19 protein-coding genes and 1 pseudogene are annotated in these 18,339 nt (G+C 69.6%); 10 read left to right on the top strand and 10 right to left on the bottom strand.

Features of this window, described 5'->3' with window-relative positions:
- The first annotated feature begins 251 nt into the window (after positions 1 to 251).
- The 3 genes from ACGFW5_RS24325 to ACGFW5_RS24315 all read left to right on the top strand — a co-directional run bounded on the left by ACGFW5_RS24325 (position 252) and on the right by ACGFW5_RS24315 (position 3,253).
- The gene (locus tag ACGFW5_RS24325) at positions 252 to 911 is read left to right on the top strand and encodes a hypothetical protein (RefSeq protein WP_393836400.1); all 660 of its coding nucleotides are present in this window, start codon (positions 252 to 254) and stop codon (positions 909 to 911) included.
- 125 nt (positions 912 to 1,036) lie between these two features.
- A complete protein-coding gene (locus ACGFW5_RS24320) occupies positions 1,037 to 1,552 on the top strand; it encodes a GNAT family N-acetyltransferase (protein WP_393836399.1) in 516 nt (171 codons plus the stop codon).
- 447 nt (positions 1,553 to 1,999) lie between these two features.
- Entirely contained in the window at positions 2,000 to 3,253 is a 1,254-nt protein-coding gene (locus tag ACGFW5_RS24315; RefSeq protein ID WP_393836398.1) for a Cmx/CmrA family chloramphenicol efflux MFS transporter, read from the top strand.
- A 122-nt stretch (positions 3,254 to 3,375) separates the two neighbouring features.
- Here the strand turns inward: ACGFW5_RS24315 and ACGFW5_RS24310 are convergent, their stop codons facing one another.
- The 3 genes and pseudogenes from ACGFW5_RS24310 to ACGFW5_RS24300 all read right to left on the bottom strand — a co-directional run.
- The gene (locus ACGFW5_RS24310) at positions 3,376 to 3,579 is read right to left on the bottom strand and encodes a cold-shock protein (protein ID WP_393836397.1); all 204 of its coding nucleotides are present in this window, start codon (positions 3,577 to 3,579) and stop codon (positions 3,376 to 3,378) included.
- Positions 3,580 to 3,952: 373 nt separating this feature from the next.
- Positions 3,953 to 4,219: a DUF4031 domain-containing protein gene (locus ACGFW5_RS24305; protein ID WP_393836396.1), complete on the bottom strand. Its 267-nt coding sequence runs from the start codon at positions 4,217 to 4,219 to the stop codon at positions 3,953 to 3,955.
- A 125-nt stretch (positions 4,220 to 4,344) separates the two neighbouring features.
- Positions 4,345 to 4,713: pseudogene (locus tag ACGFW5_RS24300) on the bottom strand (hypothetical protein); the annotation flags it as partial.
- A 51-nt stretch (positions 4,714 to 4,764) separates the two neighbouring features.
- Here ACGFW5_RS24300 and ACGFW5_RS24295 point away from each other — a divergent pair.
- The 3 genes from ACGFW5_RS24295 (at position 4,765) to ACGFW5_RS24285 (ending at position 7,931) form a co-directional block, all read left to right on the top strand.
- Entirely contained in the window at positions 4,765 to 5,688 is a 924-nt protein-coding gene (locus ACGFW5_RS24295) for a MurR/RpiR family transcriptional regulator (protein ID WP_393836395.1), read from the top strand.
- A 202-nt stretch (positions 5,689 to 5,890) separates the two neighbouring features.
- Positions 5,891 to 6,832 (top strand): N-acetylmuramic acid 6-phosphate etherase, encoded by a 942-nt coding sequence (gene murQ, locus ACGFW5_RS24290; RefSeq protein ID WP_393836394.1) that lies wholly within the window; start codon positions 5,891 to 5,893, stop codon positions 6,830 to 6,832.
- 64 nt (positions 6,833 to 6,896) lie between these two features.
- A complete protein-coding gene (locus tag ACGFW5_RS24285) occupies positions 6,897 to 7,931 on the top strand; it encodes a hypothetical protein (RefSeq protein WP_393836393.1) in 1,035 nt (344 codons plus the stop codon).
- A gap of 3 nt (positions 7,932 to 7,934) precedes the next feature.
- Here the strand turns inward: ACGFW5_RS24285 and ACGFW5_RS24280 are convergent, their stop codons facing one another.
- A complete protein-coding gene (locus tag ACGFW5_RS24280) occupies positions 7,935 to 8,429 on the bottom strand; it encodes a hypothetical protein (RefSeq protein WP_393836392.1) in 495 nt (164 codons plus the stop codon).
- Between the two features lie 212 nt (positions 8,430 to 8,641).
- Here ACGFW5_RS24280 and ACGFW5_RS24275 point away from each other — a divergent pair, with 212 nt between their 5' ends.
- A complete protein-coding gene (locus ACGFW5_RS24275) occupies positions 8,642 to 8,989 on the top strand; it encodes a hypothetical protein (RefSeq protein WP_393836391.1) in 348 nt (115 codons plus the stop codon).
- A 61-nt stretch (positions 8,990 to 9,050) separates the two neighbouring features.
- Here ACGFW5_RS24275 and ACGFW5_RS24270 read toward each other — a convergent pair whose 3' ends face one another.
- Positions 9,051 to 9,311 carry a hypothetical protein gene (locus ACGFW5_RS24270; protein ID WP_393836390.1) on the bottom strand — a complete coding sequence of 87 codons (261 nt, stop codon included), beginning with the start codon at positions 9,309 to 9,311 and terminating at the stop codon, positions 9,051 to 9,053.
- A 124-nt stretch (positions 9,312 to 9,435) separates the two neighbouring features.
- On the opposite strand from ACGFW5_RS24270, the gene ACGFW5_RS24265 reads away from it, so the two are divergent.
- The gene (locus ACGFW5_RS24265; RefSeq protein ID WP_393836389.1) at positions 9,436 to 10,275 is read left to right on the top strand and encodes a Scr1 family TA system antitoxin-like transcriptional regulator; all 840 of its coding nucleotides are present in this window, start codon (positions 9,436 to 9,438) and stop codon (positions 10,273 to 10,275) included.
- On the top strand, positions 10,259 to 10,588 hold the full coding sequence (locus ACGFW5_RS24260) for a DUF397 domain-containing protein (RefSeq protein ID WP_393836388.1): 330 nt from the start codon (positions 10,259 to 10,261) through the stop codon (positions 10,586 to 10,588). Before ACGFW5_RS24265 ends, ACGFW5_RS24260 begins: the two co-directional genes overlap by 17 nt.
- A gap of 93 nt (positions 10,589 to 10,681) precedes the next feature.
- Here the strand turns inward: ACGFW5_RS24260 and ACGFW5_RS24255 are convergent, their stop codons facing one another.
- Together ACGFW5_RS24255 and ACGFW5_RS24250 are read right to left on the bottom strand one after the other, a co-directional pair.
- Positions 10,682 to 11,872 (bottom strand): MFS transporter, encoded by a 1,191-nt coding sequence (locus tag ACGFW5_RS24255; protein ID WP_393836428.1) that lies wholly within the window; start codon positions 11,870 to 11,872, stop codon positions 10,682 to 10,684.
- Positions 11,790 to 13,343 carry a hypothetical protein gene (locus ACGFW5_RS24250; RefSeq protein WP_393836387.1) on the bottom strand — a complete coding sequence of 518 codons (1,554 nt, stop codon included), beginning with the start codon at positions 13,341 to 13,343 and terminating at the stop codon, positions 11,790 to 11,792. The genes ACGFW5_RS24255 and ACGFW5_RS24250 overlap by 83 nt, the downstream gene beginning before the upstream one ends.
- 581 nt (positions 13,344 to 13,924) lie before the next feature.
- Here ACGFW5_RS24250 and ACGFW5_RS24245 point away from each other — a divergent pair.
- Entirely contained in the window at positions 13,925 to 14,845 is a 921-nt protein-coding gene (locus ACGFW5_RS24245) for a hypothetical protein (RefSeq protein WP_393836386.1), read from the top strand.
- A gap of 246 nt (positions 14,846 to 15,091) precedes the next feature.
- Here the strand turns inward: ACGFW5_RS24245 and ACGFW5_RS24240 are convergent, their stop codons facing one another.
- The 3 genes from ACGFW5_RS24240 to ACGFW5_RS24230 all read right to left on the bottom strand — a co-directional run bounded on the left by ACGFW5_RS24240 (position 15,092) and on the right by ACGFW5_RS24230 (position 18,339).
- Positions 15,092 to 15,553, bottom strand: coding sequence for a hypothetical protein (locus ACGFW5_RS24240; protein ID WP_393836385.1), 462 nt, complete (start codon positions 15,551 to 15,553; stop codon positions 15,092 to 15,094).
- Between the two features lie 80 nt (positions 15,554 to 15,633).
- Entirely contained in the window at positions 15,634 to 17,904 is a 2,271-nt protein-coding gene (locus ACGFW5_RS24235; RefSeq protein WP_393836384.1) for a hypothetical protein, read from the bottom strand.
- A gap of 15 nt (positions 17,905 to 17,919) precedes the next feature.
- Positions 17,920 to 18,339 (bottom strand): hypothetical protein, encoded by a 420-nt coding sequence (locus ACGFW5_RS24230; protein ID WP_393836383.1) that lies wholly within the window; start codon positions 18,337 to 18,339, stop codon positions 17,920 to 17,922.

Raw genomic sequence — 18,339 nt, 5'->3', positions numbered from 1 at the left:
CAACCCGCCGCAGGCGGGCACCCCACCCCCCGGCGGACAGCCGCCACCGCACAGCAACCACCCACAGGAGCCGAACTTCTTCGACTCGGCAGAACGGGAGGGCGGGCGGGAAACAGGCCCGCCGCAGGCGGGCGCCCCACCCCCGGCGGACAGCCGCCCGCACCGAGCAACCCACCCCGGGGGCCCGAGCCCCGCAACTCGGCCGCACGGGCGGGCGGGTGGGAAAACTCCCCCCGGATACCCTCACCCGCATGCCCGACAACACCCTCCGCATCCGCTGGCGCACCACCCTCCTCGCAGCCCGCGCCACAGGCCCCTCCCCGGACCCGGACCCCGCCCCGGACCCCGCCCCGTACGGGGAAAACCTCCTCACCCGCTGGGCGGAACCGCAGCGCCGCTACCACACCACCGCCCACCTCACCGCCGTCCTGAACCACATCGACGTACTGGAGCAGTACGCGGACGACCCCGACCTCGTACGCCTCGCCGCGTGGTTCCACGACGCGGTGTACCTCCCGGACCGCTCGGAGAACGAGGAGCGCTCGGCACGCCTGGCCGAACGCGCCTTGCTGGAAGCGGGGTTGACCGGGGAGGCGACCGCGGAGGTCGCGCGCCTGGTGCGCCTGACCGTCACTCACGCCCCCGAGGCGGGGGACGCGAACGGCGCGGTCCTGTGCGACGCGGACCTCGCGATCCTGGCCGCCGCCCCGCAGGCATACGCCGCGTACGCCGCCTCCGTACGCGAGGAGTACGCCTTCGTGCCGGACGAGGCGTTCCGCTCCGGCCGGACCGCAGTACTGCGCCAACTGCTCGCCCTGCCAAGGCTGTTCCACACCCCGTACGGCGAACGCGAGTGGGAGACCCCGGGTCGGGAGAATCTTGAGGCGGAACTAGCCCTGTTGACCGCATAATCGGCCCGACCGACCGACCGACGGACCGAGAACCGACGGACCGATCGACCGACCAAGCCCGACCCCCCACCGCGCGCGAGCACACCCCCGCTCGCCCGCCCCCGGACGGAAAGCAGGTAACGCACGTGCTCCCCGTGACAGTCCAGGCCGACCGCATCGCCCTGCACGAACTGACCCGCGTCTCCGCCACGGAACTTCAGGACGGCGGCTCCGGCGGCTGGGAGTGGGCGCCCGGCGGCCCGGACGAGGGCAGCCGCTTCGCCGCCGCGAAGATGCTGGCGGGCATGGAGACCGGCCGGCACCGCACCGGCTGGGGCGCGTACGTCATGGTGCGTACCGAGGACGGCCGGGCCATCGGCGGCATCGGCTTCCACGGCCCCCCGGAGGACGGCCGCGTCGAGATCGGCTACGACCTGGCGGAGTCCGTACGGGGCCATGGGTACGCGACCGAGTCCCTGAAGGCGCTGACGGCGTGGGCGCTGGCGCAGCCCGACGTCGAGACGGTGTACGCGACGACGGACGAGGACAACACAGCCTCGCAGCGCGTCCTGGACCGGGCGGGCTTCCAGCGCATCGGCGACACCCCGCGTCCGATCGGCGGCAGAGAATCCCAGCACCTCTTCGAGCGCAACCGGACGTAGCAGAGAAGGAACCAAACCGCACCGCGCCCCACACGGGCCGTAGGAGTCGGGCCGAGGCACAAACCCCGCTGGGCCGAGGCACAGCCCCCTGAGGCTCCGCCCCAGACCCCGTTCGCGCCCGAAAGGCGCTCGTCCTCAACGCCGGACGGACTGGGCACGCCGATGCGGGCCGGCACCGAATAACTCAGGGGCGCGGGGAACTGCGCAACACAGGCTGAAGATGTCCACGCCGCCCGGCACCGGGAGAGCCCGGGGCCCGGGGAACCGCGCGACCAGCCATGCGCGGCCCGCACGCCAAAACCGGGCCCCGGGGGAATACGAATCCGGCCACCGGCGTTGGCACCCGATATGCCCGCCGAGCCCATACCCAAGCCCGTGCCCGCACCCACTTCCACCCCCGCTGCCCCCCTCGCTGCCACCCCCGCGCCCCCCGCCCAAGGGGCCCGCATGCCGCTCGCCGTCTACATCCTCGGCCTCTCCGTCTTCGCACTCGGCACCAGCGAGTTCATGCTGACCGGCCTGCTTCCGGCCATCGCCGACGACATGAGCGTGTCGATCCCCCAGGCAGGCCTGCTGATCTCCGCCTTCGCCATCGGCATGGTCGTGGGCGCCCCACTCCTCGCGGTGGCCACCCTGCGCCTGCCCCGCCGTACGACCCTCATCGCACTGATCACGGTGTTCGGCGTGGGCCAGGTCGCGGGCGCGCTGGCCCCGAATTACGCGCTGCTGTTCGCCTCACGGATCGTGTCCGCGCTGGCCTGCGCGGGATTCTGGGCGGTGGGCGCGGCGGTCGCCATCGCGATGGTGCCGGTGAACGCACGGGCCCGTGCGATGGCCGTCATGATCGGTGGCCTGTCGATCGCGAACGTCCTGGGCGTGCCGCTGGGCGCACTGCTCGGTGACGGCCTGGGGTGGCGTTCGGCGTTCTGGGCGGTCGGCGCGGCCTCCGTGATCGCCCTGGTCGGCATCCTGACCCGGATCCCGCACATCCCGCTCCCCGCCGAGAAGCCCCGGCTCCGGCGCGAGCTGAGGATCTACCGCGACCCGCAGGTGCTGTTCTCCGTCGCGATCACCGCGCTCGCCGCGGGCGGCGTGTTCTGCGCGTTCAGCTACCTCAAGCCGCTGCTCACGGACGTGGCGCACGTGGACGCCGGCTGGGTCCCGGCCGTGCTCGGCCTCTTCGGCGTGGGCGCGCTCATCGGTACGACGATCGGCGGCCGGGTCGCCGACGCGCACCTCTTCGGGGTGCTGCTCGGCGGCATCACCGCTTCGACGGTGTTTTTGGTCGCCCTGGCCCTGTTCGCCTCGACCCCGGCCGTCGCGATCACCCTCGCGTTCCTGATCGGCTGCTCGGCGTTCTTCACGGCCCCCGCGCTCAACGCCCGCATGTTCAACGTCGGCGGCGCCGCCCCGACGCTGGCCGGCGCGACGACGACGTCCTCGTTCAACCTGGGCAACACCGCGGGCCCCTGGCTCGGCGGCATCGTGATCAGCGCGAACCTCGGGTACGCGGCCACGGCCTGGGCGGGTGCCGCGATGACGGTCCTCGCCCTGGCCCTGGTCGCGGCTTCGCTGCGCCTGCACAAGTCCCACTCGCGCGTGGTGGCCCGCTCGGCGGTTCCGACCGGCTCGGCATCGACCGCATCGACCGCATCGGCGGAGCCGGAGCACACCCCGGCGGCAGCACGGGCCCAGTGCTGATGGGCTGACCCGTCAGCCATCCGTACGCACGAAGGCGCCCCGCACCCAGGATTCGGGTGCGGGGCGCCTCGTCGTTTCCCCGGCGGGCCGGGGTCACGGAGTCACTGCGTGGCGGTGACGGGTCAGGCGACGGTGACGTTCTCCGCCTGCGGGCCCTTCGGGCCCTGGGTCACGTCGAAGTTGACCTGCTGGTTCTCCTGCAGCTCACGGAAGCCGGTGGAGTTGATCGCGGAGTAGTGGACGAAGACGTCCGGGCCGCCGCCGTCCTGCGCGATGAAACCGAAGCCCTTTTCGGCGTTGAACCACTTCACGGTGCCGGTTGCCATGTGTTTCCCCTGTCGAGGATCGCGGGGCACTGGCTTGTCAGTACCCCTGGGTGAGGTGATCGCCCTGGTCCTCGGACATTGCTGCACAGCAAACGCCCACGGCGTAAACCGCGGGCGTTGAGACTTCGGAACCACGACTACTGGCAAGGAAGTTAGCCGATCCGCAGTCGTCTGGCTACGGGCCGCAGCCGAACCGGGGACAACTTCCGGCCAACCAGGTGCTTCCAGCGCGCTCCGGAACACCCACCGTACCGCGCTCCGGGCGTTCTCCACAGCGCCCCTCCGCAGCGCCATCGCAGCGCCCTCCGAACGCCCCGGAACGCGTTGCGCACGCCCACCCGGGCCACCTCGGCACCCACGCGGGCCCGGCGGCTCAGGCGGGCCGGCCCTTCGGGCGCCTGAGTCCCGCCTGCGTCAGACGGCGTACGAGCTCCTTGGAGCCGACCTCCACCGCGCCCGCGCGCACCGCGTCCTCGTAGCGCCGGGAGGGCACGTCGTAGTGATCGCCATCGAAGGCGCGGGGCGGGCAGCCGATGGACGCCGCGAAGGCGTGCAGTTCCTCGTGCGAGACATCGCTGACCAAATGTGACCACATTCGACCGTGTCCCGGCCAGGTCGGCGGGTCGATGTAGAGGGTCATCCCCCGAACCCCCCGGGCCCCCCGAAACCCGCGCCGGGCCCGCCGAACCCCGCACCGGGCCCGCCCCCGGCGCCATCGGTCCCACCGGCGCCATCAGCGCCGCCGACGCCCCCGACGCCCCCGCCGAGCCCACCGACCGGCGCCACCACGACCCCCGCCTTGCCGCACACCCAGTGCGGGTCGGGCCCGAGCTCCGGCTCGACGTCGAGGGCGTGCGGGTCGCCCGCGTCGCACACCGGGCACAGGGGCCAGCGTCCGTACCGCTCAAGGAGCGCGTCCTGTACGTCCTGGGCGACCAGCCCCGCGACGTACTCCGTCCCCTCGGGCCACTGCTCCACCCACCAGCGCCGGTGCGTCACCGCGTCCTCGACCATCGAGACGACGTCCGCGTGCGCCACGTCGCGCGCGGCCAGGTCCGCGAGGACCAGGGCGCGGGCGGCGTGCAGGGCTTGTTCAAGTGGCTGGATGGGCTGTACGTCGTCCATGCCCCCCATTGTCACCGCAAAAGGGTTGACCGGAGAAGATGCCGAAAATATCTTTCAAGTGTGACCAATGAAGTGAAGGAAAGTTTCACCCACGGCTCACCGCCCGCACCGGCCGCCCTCGTGGCCAAGGTGCGTACGCTCGCGCCGTCCATGACCCGCTCCATGCAGCGGGTCGCCGAAGCCGTCGCCGGTGACCCGGCCGGCTGCGCGGCCCTCACGGTCACCGGCCTCGCCGAGCTCACCGGCACCAGCGAGGCCACCGTGGTGCGCACCGCCCGCCTCCTCGGCTACCCCGGCTACCGCGACCTGCGCCTGGCGCTCGCCGGTCTTGCCGCCCAGCAGCAGTCGGGCAGGGCCCCCTCGGTCACCGCCGACATAGCCGTCGACGATCCGCTCGCGGACGTCGTGGCGAAGCTGGCCTACGACGAGCAGCAGACCCTCGCCGACACCGCCGCCGCCCTCGACATGGTCCAACTGGGCGCCGCCGTCGGCGCGTTGGCGGGGGCCCGGCGCATTGATGTGTACGGGGTGGGCGCGTCCTGTCTCGTCGGCCAGGACCTGGCGCAGAAGCTGCTGCGCATCGGGCTCATCGCGCACGCCCACACCGACCCGCACCTGGCGGTCACCAACGCGGTGCAACTGCGCTCGGGCGACGCGGCGGTGGCGATCACCCACTCCGGTTCGACGGGCGACGTCATAGAGCCGCTGCGGGTCGCCTTCGACCACGGCGCCACGACGATCGCGATCACCGGCCGTCCCGATGGCCCGATCTCGCAGTACGCGGACCACGTCCTGACCACCTCCACGGCCCGCGAGAGCGAGCTGCGTCCGGCCGCGATGTCGTCCCGCACGAGTCAACTGCTCGTCGTGGACTGCCTGTTCGTCGGCATCGCCCAGCGCACCTACGAGACGGCGGCGCCCGCACTGGCCGCCTCCTACGAAGCCCTGGCCCACCGCCACACCCCCCGCACCAGAGCCCGCTGACCCCGTCGGCCGAGCCCGCCGGGCCCGCCGCCCCCGACGGCCCAGCACCGCGCCTCTCACCCGCCACCCCCGCTACGCCCGCCACCCCATCCACCCCTCACGCCACCCCGACACACCCCCCGGCCCTTACCCGGACACACCCCCCGGCCCCCAAGCCCCGCAACACCCGCCACGCCGTACGCAGAGAAAGAGCGCCGTCACCATGACCACCCAGGACTACGCCGAGCTCCGTGCCCAGCTGGCCACCCTCACCACCGAGGCGTTCCGGCCCGAGCTGGCGGAGATCGACCAGCTGCCGACCGCCGAGATCGCGCGGATCATGAATGGTGAGGACGCCACCGTTCCCGCCGCCGTGGCGGAGCGGCTGCCCACCATCGCGGCGGCGATCGACGCCACGGCCGAGCGGATGGCGCGCGGGGGGCGGCTGGTCTACGCGGGCGCCGGGACGGCCGGGCGGCTCGGCGTCCTGGACGCGAGCGAGTGCCCGCCGACGTTCAACACCGACCCGGCCGAGGTCGTGGGGCTGATCGCGGGCGGGCCTTCCGCGATGGTGAAGGCGGTCGAAGGAGCGGAGGATTCCCGGCAGTTGGCGGCCGAGGACCTGGCGGCGCTGGGCCTGACCTCCCTGGACACCGTCGTCGGCATCTCGGCCTCGGGCCGCACCCCGTACGCGATCGGCGCGGTCGAGCACGCGCGGCAGCTGGGCGCCCTGACGATCGGCCTGTCCTGCAACGCGGGCAGCGAGCTCGCGGCTGCGGCGGAGCACGGCATCGAGGTCGTGGTGGGCCCGGAGCTCCTGACCGGCTCGACCCGCCTGAAGTCGGGCACGGCGCAGAAGCTGGTCCTCAACATGATCTCGACGATCACCATGATCCGGCTGGGCAAGACCTACGGGAACCTGATGGTCGACGTACGCGCGTCGAACGAGAAGCTGCGCGCCCGCTCCCGCCGCATCGTGGCCCTCGCGACCGGCGCGGACGACCCCGAGATCGAGGCCGCGCTCGCCGCGACGGACGGCGAGGTGAAGAACGCGATCCTGGTCATCCTGGGCGGCGTGGAGAGCGACACGGCCGCCAAACTCCTGACCGAAACCCAAGGCCACCTGCGCGCAGCCCTCCACGCAGCCCTCCACGCGGCGACCTGACCCCCGCCGCGCACGGCTGCCGCCGGGGACATGCGCGCACTCGGGGTTTCATAGGCTCATGCGCATGACGCGAACCACTCCGCCGCGCCCGCTCGACGTCGAAGCGCTCTTCCCGGAACTGGCGGCCCATCGCGGGACGACGACCCGACTGCACCCACGTCCGGGCAGTCCGGGCGTGCAGGACAGTTCCGTGGGAGGCCCTTTGCTGTGGCCCGCCGACGAACCGTGGCCCGTGTGCACCGAAGCGCACAAGCGCGGCCGTGGCCGGCGCCCGGCCGACATCCACCAGGAGCGCGCGCTCCTGGCCGCCGCATGGGCCCGCGACCGCCCCTCACCGGAGGAGGGTGACTTCGTCGACCGGCTGTGCCGCGAGCACAAGGTCGCGGACATCACGGAGTCCACCCCGCTGCCTCTGGTCGCCGTCGCACAGCTCTTCAGACGCGACGTGCCCGATCTGCCCGAAGGGCCGGACGGCTGCGACCTCCTGCAAGTCTTCTGGTGCCCCTTCGACCGCCACGGCCCGACCGGTTACGGGATGTCCCTCGACCTGCGCTGGCGCCGCTCGTGGGAGGTGAAACAGGTACGGACGAACCCGCCGCAGCCGGAGGTCGTCGGGTTCGCGGGGTACGTACCGGAGCCCTGCACGCTGCATCCCGAGCAGGTGACCACGTACCCGTTCGCCGGGGTGCTGCCCGAGGAACTGTGCGCGCGGATCTACGCCCGGGAGGAAGCGCTCGAAGAGGACGACCTGGGGGAAGAGGACGACCTGGGGGAAGAGGAACCCGGCCCTCCCGCCTACCAGTACGACCTGTCCATTCCCCCCGGCTGGCGCGTCGGCGGGTTCGCGTCCTGGCACCTGACCGACCCCTCCCCCATGAACTGCTCCACGTGCACGACCCCGATGGCGCTGCTCCTGACGATCGACAGCTCGGAGTGGGACGGCGGCAGCGGAAGCTGGATCCCTCAGGAGGAGGACCGGGCCATACCGACGTTCCTGTCCGCGACACCGACCGGAGTCATCGTGGGGCGCGCGGGCGAGTTGAACATCTTCGCCTGCCCGTCCGACCCCGCCCACCCGCACCGCTGGAGCATCCAGTGACCCTCAGCCCCGCCGCCACGTCTCGAACTCCCCCACCACATCCCTGAGTTGCCACGGCGGGTCCTTGAGGAACATGCCACGCAGCTCGGTCACCGGCACCGAGGCAGGGAGGTAGTCGTCGTCCTCGTACAGGTCCTCATGGTCCGGGTCCTCCATGGGATCGTCCGGGACGCCGACGAACGGGCCGTCCCACGTGCTGAAATCCGTCGCCGGGTTCACCTTCCACACCGCCCCCGCCCGCACGCACACCTCGCCGAAGTACCAGGCGGGCGCGATCACCAACGAGGTGTGCTGGGCGGCCCGCACGCCCTCCCACCCCGACGGGGCGAAATCCCGGCGCACCGCACGCTCCAACGCGTCCACCGAGGCCACGGAGAAGTCCCACTCCCCCGGGTGCGACACGGCCCACTCCCCGAACGCCGCCTCCTGCTCGGCCAACCATCGCCTGAGCCGAGGGTGGTCCGTCCATCGAGACCGGGAATGCTCGTGATCGCTCATGGCAACGGAGCGTATGTCAGCGCATACGTCCGCCTAAACTGCCGTGCAGCTACTGCCAGTTGAGCACGGGCGGGCCGCAAGACCAGCCCACGCTCCCCACCCCCGAGACCACCACCCCGCCACCCAGCCCCATAGAGTCGAACCACCACCCCGACCCCACTCCCACCCCCACACACCCCACTCACGCGAGCCGAACGACGGAGGCACCCGAAGTGACCCGCGACCTCACCGACTCGCGCCCCACGCACACACCCCGCCGTTCCGCAGGAGACTTGTTCGGCACCGGCGTCTCCGCCGTGGTCCTCACCCTGGGCGCAGCCGTCACGGGGTACCTCACGTTCCTCGCCTACGCGAGCGAACCGGCCGGCCCTTGGGACCAACACACCCTCACCAACGGCCACTTCGCCGCTGGACTCGCCCTGCTCTCCTCAGCCCTGCTGGCCATGCTGGCATGGGTCACGGTCAAGGCCGCATGGCTCCGAACGTGGTGGTACGCCATCCCCGCCACCCTCGCTGTCGCCGCCCTCCTGCGCCTCACCCTCCTCGCACCCCAGCTCTGAACCACCGCAGCCCTGAACCACCGCAGCCCTGAACCAGCGCAGTGGCTCCCTCTCCGCCCCATCAACGCCGAGCCGACGACGAAGGCTCGCCCCCGCCCAGCGGCGCCCCCTCCGCGCTGTACGTCCCAGCCAGTACGGCCACCAGCCGCAACGCCATGTCCATGTTGCAGCGACCCAGATCCACGAGCGGGTACAGCACATGCCCCGCGCACGTCAGCGGGTCGATCCTGAGCGACGGCAGCACCACCCCGACCCGGCCAAGCCCCTCCCGCAACTGCTCGATCGCGTCCTCCACCGCCCGCACCCTTTCCTCCGCCGTCAACGCCATTTCCTTCGCCTTCCGCTCCACCGAGTGTGCTGATTTCCTCACCCAGCGTGGCCGACCGGAGCTAGCCTGACTACTGTCGGCGATCCAACAACCCCGCGTGTCCCACAGGGAGTTACGCATGCCAGGACCCAAGGACCTCGACCCCTCCTCATCCCCGCGCGCCTTCCTCGGCGCCGAACTCCGCCACGCGCGCGAACGTGCCGGCCTCACCCAGGACGAACTGGGCCGCCCGCTCTTCGTCTCCGGCTCCTTCATCGGCCAGCTCGAATCCGGCACCCGCCGCATGCACCTGGAGTACGCCCGCCAGTTCGACGAGATCCTGGGCACGGACGGCTTCTTCACCCGCAACTGCCTGGCGGCGGCCAAGTCCAAGTACCCGGACCACTTCGCCGAGGCGGCAGAGGCGGAGGCGGTCGCCACGGCGATCCGGGAGTACGCGCCTCTGCTCATCCCGGGCCTGTTGCAGACGGAGGCGTATGCGCGGGCCATGTTTCGAGCAGGCCACCTCACAGCGCCTGACGAGCTCATTGATGACCTGGTGGCCGCTCGGTTGGCGCGCGCCGAACTCCTGGCTGACGCAACGCAGCCCCTGCTGTGGGTGGTGCTCGATGAAGCTGTGCTGCGGAGGAAGGTCGGTGGCGCGGCCGTGATGGCAGAGGCCTTGGCACATGTGGCCTCCCTGGGTCTCCGTCACCGCATCATCGTCCAGGTTCTGCCGTTTGCGGCGGGGGCGCACATGGCCCTGGAGGGCTCACTCAAGCTGATGGCGTTCGCGGATGCGCCGCCTCTCGCCTACCTCCAAGGCCTGGGAACGGGGCGCTTGCAGGACGACCCTGCGGCTGTTCTCCACTACGAGCTGACATACGACCTCATCGGCGCCAGTGCGCTCTCACCGCAGCAATCCCTGGCCCTGATCGAATCGGTGGCGGAGGATTACGCCCATGAGGATCAGCCCTGAGTACGACCTGAGCAAGGCCAGTTGGCACAAGTCGAGTTACAGCGGTGCGAGCGGCGGCGACTGCCTGGAGATCGCCCGCTGGCAGAAGTCGAGCTACAGCGGGGGGAGCGGCGGCGACTGCCTGGAGGTGGCCCGCTGGCGCAAGTCCACCCACAGCGACGGCAGCGGTGGCAACTGCCTCGAAGTGGCGGACGACTTCCCGCACATCGTCCCCGTACGCGACTCCAAGACCGCCCCCACCGGCCCGACGCTCGTGTTCCGAGCCACGGCGTGGTCGGCCTTCATCGCCGACGTAAAGGGGTCCAACAGGTAGGTGTGGAGCACCCGTTCAGGTGTGTCGAGCCGGTCGCATGCGGGTGGCGGCCGGCTCTCCCCTGCGTGCCCGGCCGGTGCGAGCCGGGGGAGGTCAGGCCTGGACGGCGGTCGCGGCGGGAGCGGATGTGGCGGGGACGGCGGCGGGGCGCGGGGGAAGCAGACCGATGGTGACGGCCGCGACGGCGGATACGACGCCGCCCAGGGCGAGAGCCGTACGGGGTCCGGCCGCCTGGGCGATCCACCCGATGAGGGGCGCGACCAGCGGCGTCGTACCCAGGGTGGCGAGGAGGTAGAGGCTCATGATGCGTCCGCGTATGCCATCGGCGACCCCGAGCTGGAGGTGGGCCTTGGCGGCGGTGAGGAAGATCAGCAGGGCCGTTCCGGTCGGGACGAGCAGGACGAGGAAGCTGACGCAGCCGGGCATGAGGGCGCATACGGTCTCCAGCGTTCCGAAGGCGAACGCGGCGGCGGCCAGCTGCTGTCGCGCCGTCCTCGGGCGGCGCGCGGCCAGGATCGAACCGATCACCGAGCCGACGGCCAGCGCGGTGTTGCCGAGTCCGAACAGGCTGGTCGGGGCCTGGTAGACGTGGCTGATCATCAGTGCGGTGGTGATCTGGAAGTTCATGCCGAACGCGGCGACGATCGCGACGAGCACGAGGGTGAGCGCGACGTCGCGGTGGTCCCGGACGTAGCGCAGTCCTTCCCGTACCTGCTGCTTGGCACGCGCAACCGCCGGTGCCGGGCGGCCGACGTCGGGGTCCATGCGCAGCAGGCAGCCGATGACCACCAGGTAGGAGACGGTGTTGGCGAGGAAGGCGGGGGCGGGGCCGAGTACCACGATGAGGGGCCCGGCAAGGGCGGGCCCCGCCACCCGGGCGAGGTTGAGGACCGCGCTGTTGAAGGCGAGGGCGCTGACGAGTTGGCCGGGGGCGACGGATTCCGCGATGTACGCCTGGAGGGCGGGCTTCTCGACGGCCATGGTCAGTCCGAGCGCCAGGGCGAGCAGGTAGAGGTGGTCGAGGCGGGCGGTTCTGGTCGCGACGAGCAGGGCGGGGATGAGGGCGAGGACCGCCATGACCGCTTGGGAGACGAGCAGGATCCGCCGCGTGGAGTGCCGGTCGACCAGGACGCCGCCGTAGGGGCCGAGCACCAGCAGGGGCAGGAATTGAAGCGCCGTGGTGATGCCGAGGACGGTGCCGTTACCGTGCGACAGCTCCAGGGCCAGCAGGTCCTGGGCCACTTTCTGCATCCAGGTTCCGGTGTTGGATGCCGTCTGGCCCAGGGCGAACAGCCGGAAGTTGGGGCTGCGCAGAAGCGGCCAACGCTTCAGTGACCAGCGGTTCAGCAGTCGGCGGTTCAACGGTGGGCGGTTCAACGGTGGGCGGTTCAACGGTCGGCGGTTCAACGGTCGGCGGTTCAACGGCCACCGGTTCAGCGGCCAGTGGTTCACGGGGCGTGAGAGACGCACGGGTGGACTCCTCGGGTCGCCGGCTCGACGGCGGGGGGCCTTTGGTGTCGGTGAGGCGGGCCCGGAAGGCGGCCACGAGCGCGGGAGTGATCTCTTTCATCTCGCGCTGCCAGCCGACGTTGGCGTTGACCTCGCAGACCGTGAAGCCGCCGCCGGGAGTGAACAGCAGGTCGACGCCTGCGACGGAGAGCCCCATGACGTCGGCGGCCCGGACCGCAAGGGCCTCCGCCTCGGGGTGGCGGCCCGTGCAGGGCGCGAGGGTCCCGCCGAGAGCCAGATTGGAGCGGAAGTCCCCGCCGGTGGCGGTACGCACGCCCGCTCCTGCCGGGCGGCCGTCGATGACCACGACCCGCAGGTCGCGGCCGTGGGAGTAGGCGATGTACTCCTGGAACAGGCAGGCGGTGTCCTCACCGAGGCCGCTGCGAACGGCCCGCAGTGCCGCGTCGTCCGGCGCCAGGAAGACCTGCTCGCCACGGTGCCCCCGAACCGCCTTGACCACACAGGGCCACCCAATCCCAACCCCGCCCCCACCCGCCCCGGCGTCACTGCCCCCAGCACCGCTGCCCCCGGTACCGTCGCCCCCGGTACCGTCGCCCTCCGAGCCATACGCTCCAGCCCCGCCGGCCCCCGCACCACTGACCCCGGCGCCGCTGGCCCCGGCGCCCCTCAGCCCCGCGGCACCCGTCCCTGAGGCACCCACCCCATCGGCACGTGTCCCCGAACCGTCGCCCTCCGAACCGTCGCCCTCCGGCCCATCGCCCTCCGAACCGTCGCCCTCCGGCCCATCGCCCTCCGAGCCGTCGCCCTCCGTGCCGTACACCCCAGCCCGGCTCACCTCCGCCAAAGAGGCACCCGCCCCCATACGCGTCTCAGGTACGGCGAGCCCCGCCATCGCCAGCCGCTGCATCTGCCGGAACTTGTCGAGGCAGGCCTGCACCGCATCCGCCGGGTTCAGTAACACGCTGCCCATGGCTTCGAGATGCCGCAGCAGTGCAACCTCCCGGTCCGCATTGGCCCCCGGAGTCCACACCCTCCCGTACGCCACCTTGGGCGGCGCCAGCTCGCGCCCGTCCAGCCCCCGCAACGAGAGGCCGCCGCGCCCCGCACCCATCACCAGCTCATTGCTGCGCACCACGGCGAACCGGTCACCGAACTCCAGAGCCAGCGCATCCGTGATCCGCCGAGTGATGGGCCGCTGTGACAGTCCGGAACCCAGCACCAACCAAAGGTCGGCCTCCCGCTTCACCAGACCCTGACGGCCCTCACCGCTGTCCGAAACGGACACCCTGCTCCTCCAGATCAACGGGCCGACGGACAGCCCGCCACCCCGACGACCCTTTGCCCATATCGGGCGAACGCACACAGAACGCCGCGGGCGTCACCCGGACGGTTCATCACGCCCGGGGGCCGAGGACCGAGCCCCAAGCGCGCGCCCAGAGTCGCCGCGCCGACCGACACCGGACACACGCACCCCACCCCACCCCACCCCCGCACCACCCGCGGCCGCACCGCCACCACGACCCCACCCCCGCGCCACCCCACGGCGGCACCACCCCACGCAGCCCCATCCACGCAGCCCCATCCAGCTCCCCGCCCGCCCGCCCACCCGCCCACCCGCCCCCGAAGCTCAAGCAATGAGCCCCGAGCGATGCTTGAAATCGAATGGGCGGTGGGCCTCAACCCACCCTCCCGCCCAGCGAGTTGGCGAAAACGCGCAACGATCGGCACTTTCCGCGTTCGACTTGCCACAGAGGGTGACGACCCTCTAGCGTCCCAAACAACAACAGGCAACAAACAGCCCCCGCCAGGTGCAGGAACACCTCCGGGGGCCTGACCACCAAGATCACCCCTCTAGAAAGCGATCTGATGGCTACCAACCAGCTTAGTGGTGCGCCCACTCCGACGCACGCGGACCCGCATCCGATGGCCAGCCCGGGTTATGGCAAACGCTCGACACCGGCCCAACGACCGCGCACGAACAACGACTTCGCGCACCTCCCTCCACGGGAGGCAGCAGTCGCCGCGTACGTGGACCGGCTCCCCGAAGGCGCCGACATCTCCGTAAAGACGCTGGCCAAGGTGCTCCCGTACGGCCAGTGCGCCTTGCGTACGGCGCTCCAACGACTCGTAACCGCCGGGCATTTGCGCCGAGGCCGGGAACATGTGCGCGGCTCGGACAGCGCACGCTGGGTGACCCGTACCTGGTTCTCACGTACGGCGCGGGACGACGCATGGTGGGCGGAATTCACCCGAGGGGGCGTCAACGACGCGTCACCGTCCCCGCCGCCGGAGCCCCGCACACGCCCTCAACCGGCATGCCGCAGCCGGGCATTCATCCTCCTGGCCGCCCTGGGACGCACCGCCCCGGCACTCTCCCTCTCCGCACGGGACTGCGCGGACCTGGAACCACTGGCAGCAGCATGGTTCGAGCGCGGCGCGACGGAGCAGGACGTCCTGCGCGCCCTGACCGCCGGCCTGCCGACCCCGGTCTACAGCGCGGCCGCCCTCACCCGAGCCCGCCTCCTCACCAAACTCCCCCCGGAACGAGCCCCGGCCACACCCCCGGCCCTACGCATCCTGGAGTGCGCGAAGTGCGGCGCCCCGGGCCGCCCGGAAGCCCTGCCGGGCGGCGAGTGCGGCCCTTGCCGAGGCGAGCCGGATCCCCGCCCGCCCAGCACGGCCCCGCTCCCCTCCGCCCAAGTCCGTGACCACGCCGCCGAGGCCCGTGCGGCAGCGACCCGTACTCGCACCTTGCGAGCGCCCGAGCTGAAGGACTGCGCCCCATAACCCTGCGGCACGCTCCCGCAATTCGAGCCCCCAACGCGGGTGATCGTGCCCCAGTAGATGGGCGAAGCGCCCGTCTTTCATGTGCTCGGGTCGAAGTACCCGGCGACGCATTCCGTATTATGGGACATGACCGCCGAGGGTCGCGTCGACGGGGTCACGCGCGAACCAGCCGTCTCCATCCTTCTTCTCAAACTTCCCTGAGAGCTCCCACGTCTGGACGCGACCTACCGAGCCGCCGCCAGCCAGCTACTTCGTGCAGTCATACTTCTTCGCTTCCTTTGGCACGAATTCTTCGACGAAGGGCTGCATCTTCTCATAACCCTCAGATGTGTCGAGTATTTGGCCACGCCCAAGGCGGACAATGACTTCCACATACGAATTCGGAGCATCACAGGTCGCTCTTATGATACCACCATCGCTACCCAGATATGCTTCACCGCCGAAGGATACCGCCCGGTCCGCACCGTGCTTGAAAGGCGGAACAACCAAGCCGCGCGCAGGGTCCGGCATTACAGGCGTCGGCACTTTGTTCCTGAAATGTGAAACGCTGACGTAAAGAGCCTGTTTTCCGTCGACGAGTATCCTGCATCCGGCTCCCTGGACAGCCTGGAAGTTCACGAGCTCATTTACTACCTTGGCACCCTCCGGGGGTAGAAGCGGCGCCAGATTCTGTTTCCTCACCTCGACGCCACAGAATCCTGTCGGCACCGCAATTTCCTTGTGGCCGCACCCTGCCGCTGTTAGCGATAGGGCCAGGAGGGGCGCCGCTGTTCTTTTCCATGTGGGCGTCACTGGGCACCTGCTAGCCCGCTGGCTTGGTAGTTCCCGTCATTGGCCCACCCCGCGATCTGCTTGTACACCCCGTCACCCCCGTGAGCGGAGTACCCGGGGTGCCCATCCGCCCAACTCGAGTTGATCGTGTACCACTGATCAGCGAGGGCGTTGAGCTCTCCGCGCCTGTGGTCGTACGTTGCTTGGCTGTCGCCGGTGAGCTTCTCTGCCTGGCGGTGCTGCTCATCCATGATCCACGCCGTCGTCACCGCGTCGACCCCACGCTGTGCTGCGTCACCCACTCCGGGGATGAGAGTGATCGGCGCGCCCAACGCGTGGTAGCTCCACGTCTTGTCCCACGTGAAGTCATGCTGATCGCCCTTGAGTGCGAGATACCTGGCCCGCTCCATGAAGCCGACTGTGTAACCCGCTGAACTCAACGTGTCCTCGGGCTTGCGGCTTGAGTCGTAGAAGCCATCAACGATAGAACTGTGCATGCCTTCGGTGAGCATGCCGTAGGAATGCTCACTTCGGGACACCTGTTTGGTCATTTCCATGACTTCGTGTTGGTTCAGTGGCGCGTTTTCTTGATTTGCCACGCCCATCGTTGCGTAGACCTCATGCCCATGATTGCTCATGACTGTGGCCATACTGTCTCGCAGCGGGGCCGGCATATCGTCGCCCTGCTTCGATAGAACGTCCAGGGCGTGTCTGAATATTCGGTCGTTGGCATCTGTGTGTGAGGTGGGGATGAGTTGGGGCCCCAGCGAGGGGTCCGTGCCTGTTGCCGCCGCGGTCAGGACGGCGCTCAATCCCTTCCGGGCGTCGGCGTCGAGAACATTGCTCGCGTCGTATTCAACATTGCCGCCCGGGCCGCCCCACCGTGTCGTGTTGGCAACGTTCCAGTCCCGGCTCCCATCACCGTTACCGAACAAATAGTCGAAGTGCTCTTTGCCGGCCTGCGTGCCGGGATCCAGGTAGTGGGCGGATCCCGTCGGGTTCCTGGACATCACATCGAGGGAAGCGTCAACAGGATCGTTGGCGAACCATGCGTCGCCGCTCTTGCTGTCGAACTTTCCATACAGATTCCAAATGTGCAGATCCTTCTTCTCGGCCGAGATCATGTCATCGGTGATGTCCGATACGAACTGCGGCGAGAATCCGTGCCCTTGCTGCATTAGTGTGGCCAAAGTCTGGTAGCCCCGCACCTGCTGGTTGTGTCCCTTGGCGCCCGTGGGAGCCTGATCGGCAGCCACTTCCAAGGTGTAATTCTTTACGCCGAGTTCGCGCAGCGCCGTGCGCCAGCGGGTGTAGAACTGCGGATCCAGGTTCTGCCTTCTCGCCTCCGCCAGCATTCTGTCGTATTCGGGCGTCCCGAACGGAATCTGCCGGTCCTGGCTGTCCACGAAGTAATCGGGATACTTCATCGCCGACGCCAAGGAGTCGGAAAGGCCGCCGGCAAGCCGGAGGTAGGTGCCCTTGTGCTTCGTGTCGTCGAAATACGCCAAGTCATCGATCTTGTTGGACAGCTTCAAGGTGTTGTCCGGGCCGAGCGAGCCGAGCAGTGCCTGACTGAAGACCTGGTCGCCGGAATTGTCCCGCATGAGACGTGCCCACTCATCCAGGTCGTCCGGCTTCTGGCCTGCGAGAACTTGGTCCGCGTACCTCTTCGCCTCGCGGGCCTCGTAGAGCTCGATGTCGCCGAGCGCATCACCATTGAAGGGGTGATCGAGCCCCAGGACCTGGTCCGGGATGCGCTGGAAGATGTCCTTTATTCCCGCCGCTTCATGCAGCGCCAGCCTTACGCCCTGGTCCGCGTCGTCGACCGCTCGCACCGCATCCGCGATGCTCTTGGTCCACTCGCCGGCAGCCGCGTTCCCCTTCTTGACGGTCTCGTCGTAGTCCGTCCTGTAGGGGCTCAACTTGCTTGTGTCGTACGTCGCCCGGCCTTGGCTGTCGACATGCATGCCAGCCCGCTGCGCCTGATCGACGAGGTCCTTGACATGTCCGACCAGCCGCACGAACTGTCCGTGAGCGTCCTGGAGAATCGAAGCTATGGCTCGCGCCTCGACCTGGGCGTCCGCGAACTGCTTACGCGTCATGGCGAACCGAGAGGAGGCAGTTCCGGCGCTGACACCAACCCAGGTTCCGTTGTCCGCAACGGCTTGCACCTGAGACTCGTACCAGCTTTGGGGGTCCTTGAACATGTCGGCCATGTCGTCCCAGACCTGGGCGGCATCGATCAACACGCCTATCGGAGCGATGACCACATCTTGGTAGGTGAGCATTCTTCCCCCTGCGCCCTAGGCGTCGCGCTCGGGACCATGTCCGACGATGATGCGCACTGCCTGGCCCCCGACCGCGTAATCGACGTCTTGGAAGTCCTGCTTGGTCTGTTCCAGCGCTGTTTGTTCATACGCGAGGCGTCCCATCAAGCCGGCAACCTGCGAGTCCCATTCGTTCTGCGCGTCCCCGAGTGCAGGGCCGAAGGACCAGGCCCAGAAGGTCCGCGCTATCGACGCGGAGCAATCACTGCTGTGGTGCCCGGCCATGTCCGTTTCAGGTTGTATATGCTCCCGCAACGCCTTGACTGCCGAGGTCTTCCCCGAGTGATTGGTCTTCAAGTCCTTCTGGGCGCCGCCAGCTGCGCTGTGGAGAGCGACATGATGCTGACGCCGGAGTAGTGCGTCCGACTTCAGCTGTTCCCATTCGTCCCATGCCAT

Source organism: Streptomyces sp. NPDC048416 (assembly GCF_043200435.1).
GTDB lineage: Bacteria > Actinomycetota > Actinomycetes > Streptomycetales > Streptomycetaceae > Streptomyces.
This window is presented reverse-complemented; position numbering and strand designations above follow the sequence as displayed.

Excerpts from the sequence above, each read along its gene's own strand:
- ACGFW5_RS24310 (WP_393836397.1), bottom strand. The coding sequence starts at position 3,579 with ATGGCAACCGGCACCGTGAAGTGGTTCAACGCCGAAAAGGGCTTCGGT.
- ACGFW5_RS24230 (WP_393836383.1), bottom strand. The coding sequence starts at position 18,339 with ATGGCATGGGACGAATGGGAACAGCTGAAGTCGGACGCACTACTCCGG.
- ACGFW5_RS24280 (WP_393836392.1), bottom strand. The coding sequence starts at position 8,429 with ATGAGCGATCACGAGCATTCCCGGTCTCGATGGACGGACCACCCTCGG.
- ACGFW5_RS24315 (WP_393836398.1), top strand. The coding sequence starts at position 2,000 with ATGCCGCTCGCCGTCTACATCCTCGGCCTCTCCGTCTTCGCACTCGGC.
- ACGFW5_RS24285 (WP_393836393.1), top strand. The coding sequence starts at position 6,897 with ATGACGCGAACCACTCCGCCGCGCCCGCTCGACGTCGAAGCGCTCTTC.
- ACGFW5_RS24245 (WP_393836386.1), top strand. The coding sequence starts at position 13,925 with ATGGCTACCAACCAGCTTAGTGGTGCGCCCACTCCGACGCACGCGGAC.
- ACGFW5_RS24325 (WP_393836400.1), top strand. The coding sequence starts at position 252 with ATGCCCGACAACACCCTCCGCATCCGCTGGCGCACCACCCTCCTCGCA.
- ACGFW5_RS24235 (WP_393836384.1), bottom strand. The coding sequence starts at position 17,904 with ATGCTCACCTACCAAGATGTGGTCATCGCTCCGATAGGCGTGTTGATC.
- murQ (WP_393836394.1), top strand. The coding sequence starts at position 5,891 with ATGACCACCCAGGACTACGCCGAGCTCCGTGCCCAGCTGGCCACCCTC.
- ACGFW5_RS24260 (WP_393836388.1), top strand. The coding sequence starts at position 10,259 with ATGAGGATCAGCCCTGAGTACGACCTGAGCAAGGCCAGTTGGCACAAG.
- ACGFW5_RS24305 (WP_393836396.1), bottom strand. The coding sequence starts at position 4,219 with ATGACCCTCTACATCGACCCGCCGACCTGGCCGGGACACGGTCGAATG.
- ACGFW5_RS24265 (WP_393836389.1), top strand. The coding sequence starts at position 9,436 with ATGCCAGGACCCAAGGACCTCGACCCCTCCTCATCCCCGCGCGCCTTC.